7 protein-coding genes are annotated in these 6,599 nt (G+C 62.7%); 2 read left to right on the forward strand and 5 right to left on the reverse strand.

What is annotated here, in order from left to right; all coding sequences use genetic code 11:
- Positions 1-147: 147 nt before the first annotated feature.
- Entirely contained in the window at positions 148-546 is a 399-nt protein-coding gene (locus tag FJM51_RS20910) for a type II toxin-antitoxin system VapC family toxin (protein WP_140456068.1), read from the reverse strand.
- Positions 543-836 carry an AbrB/MazE/SpoVT family DNA-binding domain-containing protein gene (locus FJM51_RS20915; protein WP_181164690.1) on the reverse strand — a complete coding sequence of 98 codons (294 nt, stop codon included), beginning with the start codon at positions 834-836 and terminating at the stop codon, positions 543-545. Before FJM51_RS20915 ends, FJM51_RS20910 begins: the two co-directional genes overlap by 4 nt.
- A 197-nt stretch (positions 837-1,033) precedes the next feature.
- On the opposite strand from FJM51_RS20915, the gene FJM51_RS20920 reads away from it, so the two are divergent.
- Positions 1,034-1,261 carry a CopG family transcriptional regulator gene (locus FJM51_RS20920; RefSeq protein WP_140456070.1) on the forward strand — a complete coding sequence of 76 codons (228 nt, stop codon included), beginning with the start codon at positions 1,034-1,036 and terminating at the stop codon, positions 1,259-1,261.
- Positions 1,258-1,701, forward strand: a complete 444-nt coding sequence (locus tag FJM51_RS20925; RefSeq protein WP_140456071.1) for a TA system VapC family ribonuclease toxin — start codon at positions 1,258-1,260, stop codon at positions 1,699-1,701. The genes FJM51_RS20920 and FJM51_RS20925 overlap by 4 nt, the downstream gene beginning before the upstream one ends.
- Before the next feature lie 851 nt (positions 1,702-2,552).
- Here the strand turns inward: FJM51_RS20925 and repC are convergent.
- The 3 genes from repC to repA all read right to left on the reverse strand — a co-directional run bounded on the left by repC (position 2,553) and on the right by repA (position 6,106).
- The gene (gene repC / locus FJM51_RS25405) at positions 2,553-3,647 is read right to left on the reverse strand and encodes a plasmid replication protein RepC (protein ID WP_140456072.1); all 1,095 of its coding nucleotides are present in this window, start codon (positions 3,645-3,647) and stop codon (positions 2,553-2,555) included.
- 176 nt (positions 3,648-3,823) lie between these two features.
- Positions 3,824-4,864, reverse strand: a complete 1,041-nt coding sequence (repB, locus tag FJM51_RS20935; RefSeq protein WP_233713206.1) for a plasmid partitioning protein RepB — start codon at positions 4,862-4,864, stop codon at positions 3,824-3,826.
- The gene (gene repA, locus FJM51_RS20940; RefSeq protein WP_140456073.1) at positions 4,865-6,106 is read right to left on the reverse strand and encodes a plasmid partitioning protein RepA; all 1,242 of its coding nucleotides are present in this window, start codon (positions 6,104-6,106) and stop codon (positions 4,865-4,867) included.
- Positions 6,107-6,599: the final 493 nt, after the last annotated feature.

Genomic DNA, 6,599 nt, shown 5'->3' on the forward strand with positions numbered 1-6,599 from the left:
GGACGTCCGCCGCCACTGCGCGCGTCTTCCGTCTCACCCCGCCCGCCAGCCGCATGCCGCGCAGCTGACGGTCCGGCGGTTTCTTGGGTGACTTCCAGGGAAAATCGCCGCCCTCCGATCTTCGCAAATTTGTCCGGTAAGTCCGGATTATCGGACTAACTGCACACGTACGCCAAGGAGGTCGGCGATATCGGCCCAGGGACGGTCCGCCGTCACCGCGGGCACGCCCAGGAGGCTCGCCAACGCAAGGCAGGCTCGGTCACCTTCGCTCAACCCCTTGGGGCGTGTGAGGGTGACCAGAGTACCCGCCTCGATCGCGAGCGCCAATGTCAGGTCGCGGACATCGAGAGCGAGATCCGCGATGATCCGGGTCGCGTCCTCCCGCGTGCCGCCTCGCTCGACGATCTTCTTCGTGAGTTCCTGAGCGTTCAGCGCGGAGACCGCGACCCCTCGGTCGAGCCAGCTCTCGACGATGTCCCATCCCGTTTCGTGATTGAGATAGGCCAGCAGCGCGGAGGTATCGACGACAGCGGCCACGCCGGTCATCTCGCGCTGGCCTTCGGGTCCCGTCTCAGTCGCGGCTCTTCATCTTCACGCGCGGTCTCCGCGCGCTTTTCGGCGAGGAAGGTATCGACGACCGGCTCGCCCTCCGGCACGAGTTCGCGAAAGCGTTCCTGTGCCCGCTGGCGCGCGCGCCGGGTGGTGGTGATTTCGATCCGGTCCCCGTCGGCCTGAATGAGGATGCGATCGCCCTTCCCTACTCCCAGGGCGCGGCGAAGTTCGGCGGGCAGGATCATGCGTCCGTTTTCTTGAATCGGGACATCAAACTGTTTCATGAGTGCCTCCTGAAAAAATGGGTCACAGAAATCATACCTGGTCATATTAGGCTGGACCAGACATCCGCTCGTGGGGTCCCGAACCGGGATCGTGGGTTACCGAGCATAAAGAGCGGCGGGCAAACGTTCCGTTGAAACATACCTTCGCACTCGCTAGATGATGCGTGATGTCTGATGCGCCAACCCGGAGCGACGCCATGCGCACGACGCTTTCCATCGACGAGGATGTGCTGAACGCCGCCCGCGCGCTCGCCGCGCAGCAGCGCCGGAGCATCGGCGAGGTCATCTCCGATCTCGCGCGGCGCTCTCTCCATCCTCCCCTGCCCCAGGGTGAACGCAACGGGATCCCGCTTCTCTCGCCACGTCCCGATGCACCACCCATCACTCTGGAGCTGGTCAATCGGCTGCGCGACGACACGCCGTGACCTTCCTGCTCGACGTTAATGTGCTGATCGCCCTGGTCGATCCGGGCCATGTCGCGCATGACGATGTCCACGCCTGGTTTTCCGAGATCGGCCGGCGCGCATGGGCGACCTGCCCGATGACGGAGAACGGCGTGCTGCGCATTCTCGGCAACCCGAAGTATCCGAACTCCCCGGGCGCTCCGGCGCGGGTCGCCGGGATCCTGGAAGGCCTGCGGGCGCTGCCCGGCCATGAGTTCTGGAGCGAGGATTTCAGCGTCGTCGCGGCCGCGCATGTCGATGCCGGCAAGATCCTGACCTCGGCGCAAGTTACGGATGCATATCTTCTCGCGCTGGCGCGGCTTCGCGGCGGACAGCTCGCGACCTTCGACCGCAAGCTCTCGACCGAGGCCGTCACGGAGGGCAAATCGGCGCTTCTCCTGATCCCGGTGAAACGGGGCTGAGCAACGGCGCGGAGGCCCCTGCCCCGCTATCGCGCAGCCCAAGGCCGCGCCCACTTGGGGCACATCAAGCGGCCCGCTGCCCCACCCCATCTTCCGCCTCTCACCGCAGAGCCGGATCGAGCAGCGACGCCAGTCGGCTCGAAAGGCCGCGCTATCCGCTCGCGACTGTCCACTCTTGGGCGACCGCGATAGCAGCAATGAGGGAGCTTCCGGAGATTGATGATCGCGGCGCCCCGGTCCCAATCCGGCCGGCGCGAGATCGAAGCCGGTCGGGGCTCGAGTGACCGCAACTGCCCGGCGCGATGGCGGGAGACCTCGCTTGAGTTTGGCCGTATCGACCGCCCCCCCTGTGTTCCGTGCCGTCTCGCGCGATGGCCAGCGCCCACTCGACGACCCGCTGCACCTCAGGTGCGTGGCGCGTCTGGTGAAGCGCGCCGTGCTCATTACCGGCTTGCGTTTTACGTCGGGCATTCGGCGCTCCGGGCTGGTAAGCCACGCCGAGGTGTGGAAGCCCATGTCAAGCGTCACATCGGTCACGTGTTGGCCGAGATGAGTGGTCAGTGGTCGCCAAAGCAGCGCTGGAGCAAACGGCTCCGGGTCAACCTTACAACACGGCCGGCTTGTGAGGGAGCCTTGACGCGGCAATGGTTAGCTTCCTGGCATCCTCTGCCGGTCGTGTCATCCGCGGATGACACCGAGCTGTCGACAATGAACGGCCAAACCGAGCACCGCGATGTAATCCGCGGATTACATCGCGGTAGCTTCGGCTCCCTTTCGCGAGAATCGTTTCGACAAGAGATAAAGACGATGCGAGGCGTGCAGCAGCCTCATGCGTCCTAAGGCCAGCGGGGCTAACCGGCGGCGCCGCCAACTCTCTTCGCTAAGCGCATGAGCCAAGCCTCAATGCTGAAGTCCTGCGATCGAGGCCCGCGCGTGATGCTGTGGAAGTAAGCTGCGGGTCGACGAATTGTAGGACCGGACTGCAAGACGCATAGCAGGGTCGCTGCGGTACGTTCGGGTCCCAAGACCCCTGCGGCGGCATCATAGGAGGCCGGCGAGATGCCTATCCAACCTGCGATTTCCCTCGCTTTGTAACCTATACTTCGCCAATCTCTTGGGCATTCCCCTAGCCAGACCAGTGCATCCGGGCAGGCTCGGGTCATTTTTCGCAGAAAATTTGAAGGTTCTACGAGCTCGTCCACGTGAGGAGAGGCCGGCGTTCGACGGGGCGAGTCATTCTTAGAGTGTCTGTATTCTGACTTCTGATAATGCACGACATTCTGCGTGTCGCTGGCCGACACATTGTCAGTGGTGACATGTGCATCGGGGATGGGTAGGGCAGGGGAGGTGTCTGCCGAGAGGCCGTCGAGCAACTCTTCGAGTTGCGCTGCGGCAAGCCGTCGGCGCAGCAGGAGACGAATGCGCGGCTCCTCGGGGCAGGGGGCGCCGACCTCCCGCAGTCTGGCGAGGAGGGCTAGCAAACGTTGCCTGAGGAGCCTACAGCGCCTGAGGTCTTCCTGTGCCTGTTCGGCACGTTTGAGGATTTCATCAGCGTGGGCCAGGAGCGGCGAGAGACAGAGACCGAATGCGACCTCGTCGTGCGCGCACGTGACCCTGTAGCGCTTGCGGTTAGGGCTGTCCGCTCTGCATAGAAGGCCCGCTTCAGCGAGGCGGTGGATATGGCGTTGTAGGGTCCGTTCGCTGACCCCGTTTAGTCGTTCGATGATTGAACGGTTCGACGCGAAAACTACTGTGCCTGAACCGGGGCGCAAAAAGGAGAGCAGAGCGGCCAGAGTATTCAAGTGCTGTGGACCTAGCCCGAATTGCTCGCGAATGCCTTTCAGAGCACGGAATAGCGGCCACCAGCCGGCATCGCCTTCGGGGCATTTCGCGCGGGGCGCAACTATAGCAGATCTCGGTTGTTCCATGTTGTTGCCGTCGACCATCACACGACAAAAGAACTTCCCGCCACGCCGCGATCTCTCGATCGGGAATGGTCAAAACCACAGCGCCCGCCAAAATGGCGGATCTTGACCTGTCGAGGGAGGACCTGCTAAATTCGTGTCACCACAACGACGACTTTGCAGGGCTCTCCGGAGAAATCTGGGGAGCTCTTCTCGCTCTAGGTGTCCGTTGGCCCTCCTTTCACATTGATTTCATTTGGAAAACTGGTTTCGCTCTGCTCGCGGCGCCATCTTTGACGCATCTCTTCCACGAGCATGGCGGCGGAACGCTGGATCCAGTCGGCGAAATCTGCGTCGTCCTTGGACGAGATCGAGAGGATCACTTCTTTTCTGCTACGCCGGACCGAGCCAATCTCTTTGCCATCCGGACCGCGCAGGGGCTCGGCGGCGTTGCGCGCCGTGCCGGGCCGAGCTGCTGCGGCGCGGAACACAAGGTCGAACCGAGCCTCTGAACTCGCTGTGTCGACGAGCTCCTGGCGATGCTCCTCGACGATAGCGGCCAGGTCCACACCGGCCTTACGGACGAGGTCGGTCAGATCCATCCAGCGCCGTCGGCCGACGTCGTGCGCGGGTCCGATCGCCTCGATTACTTCGGCCGGAATGGACTGGTGAACGATAGCAAGCAGAGACAGAGCTTGACGGGAGATCGCAAGCGCGTCCTGGATTGTCCCGCTCGAGTACCCAGCCTCTCGCAGCGCGCCAACGAAAACAGCCTTCTCAATGAAGGACGGATCAAGGCGCAGACTGTTCTCTTGCCCTTGCGCGACGACGGACGCGGTATCGTCCATCGATCGCACGAGCGCTTTGACCGACACTCCAAGGCGTCGCGCGGCCGCCAACCGCCGACGTCCGTAGACGATCCGATACCGGTCGGGCTCCTCGGCCGGGCGGACCATGATCGGCACTTGCTGACCATGCTGCCGGATGCTCTCGGCGAGAGCCGCGATTCCTTCATCCTCAACATCGAGTCGATCGCGCGGGCCTTCCGAGACAATCGCGTCGGGGTCAATGTCACGCACCGAATTGGCGCTGATTTCCATCAACCCGCCGCGCAGTGCCCTGGCCGATCGAATTCGGGGGAGCGCTTGCGGCGAGAGATCCGCAGGCGGGTCGAGCATCTCGCTCGCTCCCGGATTAGCAGCGACGGAGGCCGCGCCAGCCTCGCTCGCTTTGATCGTGTCGAAGAGCTTGCGTGCCATCTACCGACCCCACGCGCGCTGGATGACGGCTTCCAGTTCGTTGGCCACCGAGTTGACGCTGTTCAACGCACGGTCGAGCGTCTTACGAATGAGCTGCTTTGGCTCGACTTCGTAGATCGTCTGGTGGGTCATCCCCGCATCGCTGATCGCAGTCGATTTCAGCATTGGATTGACCATGACCGCGCCGCCGAGCAGGTGGCGCAGGTAGCTCGCCATCTGCGTCTGCGGCCCGTCAGAGGGCTCATAGCGAGTGATGAGGAACCTAAGATAGTCCCATTCCTGTGACCGCCCGGTGCTCTGGTTGATCGTGCCCATCGTCTCGGCGGCGAGCTTGAGAAACTGGCTCATGCTTGCAATGTCGAGCATCCCGGGCACGACCGTCACGAGTAGCCCGTTCGAGGCGGCGAGCGCGGTCAACGTTGTGAAGCCAAGCTGCGGGGGGCAGTCGATGAGCACCAAGTCGTAATCGTCCTTCACCCCCATCAACGCCTCGGTAAGTCTGACCGCGAAGAGTGAATGAGCCGATCGTCCCAAGGCGTTCTGGCTGAGGGCGTTGGCGGTTTCCGTCTCGTACTCGGCGAGGATCAGACTCGCGGGCGCGACATCGAGATTGGGAAAGTAGCTCTGGCGGATCACTCGCCGTAAATCCGCCCGACGAATACCCTGGGCCGGGGACTCATAGCAGAGAGCATCATAGATCGTCAGTTCGCCTTCCTTCTCGAAATCGAGTTCGGGGCGAAAGCCAAAGAAGGTGGTCAGGCTGCCCTGCGCGTCCATGTCGATCGCCAGCACGCGATAGCCGCGAAGCGCGTAGCGGTGAGCAAGATGGATGGTCGTGGTAGTTTTGCTGGAACCACCTTTGAAATTCACGACGGAGATAACCTGCATCTCATCTCCGGGACGGCGCCCCGGACGATAGAATTCCCCGTTCTTACCTGTCCGCAACATGATGTCCCGGATCTGGTTGATCTCCTCGGCAGAGTAGAGGCGATGACCTCGGGCATCGGTGGCCACGTCCGGGAACGATCCGTCCTTATGGCGGGTTCGAAGGTTGGAAGCGGTGATACCAGTGACTTCCGAGACCTCTCCAGCACTGAATTTCCGCAGAAACTTCTGCTCGCTTGGGCTATAAATGCGCCGCATCTCATGGTCGAGGGACGCTGCGAGGATGTCCGAATACCGGCTTATGGTATTGACATCGACACCTAGGGCGCCAACGCCGCCCTTCACCGCTTCGTTCATCACTGCCTCGTCCACTTGGCCGTTCGGGCTCTACGTGTGTTGTTGACGCTGGACCGGAGCAATAGCCCTTCTGACCGTCAACGCCATCAATGGCACGACAAAGAGATTCTCACAAACTAAAACTCGGCGCGAGCGGCGCCGGGGGCGATCGCTTCGGCGTCAGTTGCCGCTTCCTGATCCGGCATGGGCTCGTCTGAACCGGAAGGGCAGGGGGGCGGATCCTCCCACGCCCTCATCCCCTTCATCAAAATCCGCAGGTCGCAACGGAGGCCAAGCATGGCACTCGCCGCGTCGAGGTCGAACGCGCTGGATTCGTAGCCTCGGCCGTGGAGGAGCTGGCCAGTCGCGGCGAGCGCCACGCGAGCAGCGAAAGTGGGATGCTTTATTCTTCCGCCGCCATGAAGAGGATCCCCGAAAGCGCGCCGTAGAGCGCGAGCGTCAGCAGGTTGGCGCCGGCGAAGGCGCGGTCGGCGAAAAGCTCGAGCGGAACGAG

It is taken from the genome of Amaricoccus solimangrovi (genome assembly GCF_006385685.1).
In the GTDB taxonomy this organism is placed as follows: Bacteria; Pseudomonadota; Alphaproteobacteria; order Rhodobacterales; family Rhodobacteraceae; genus Amaricoccus; species Amaricoccus solimangrovi.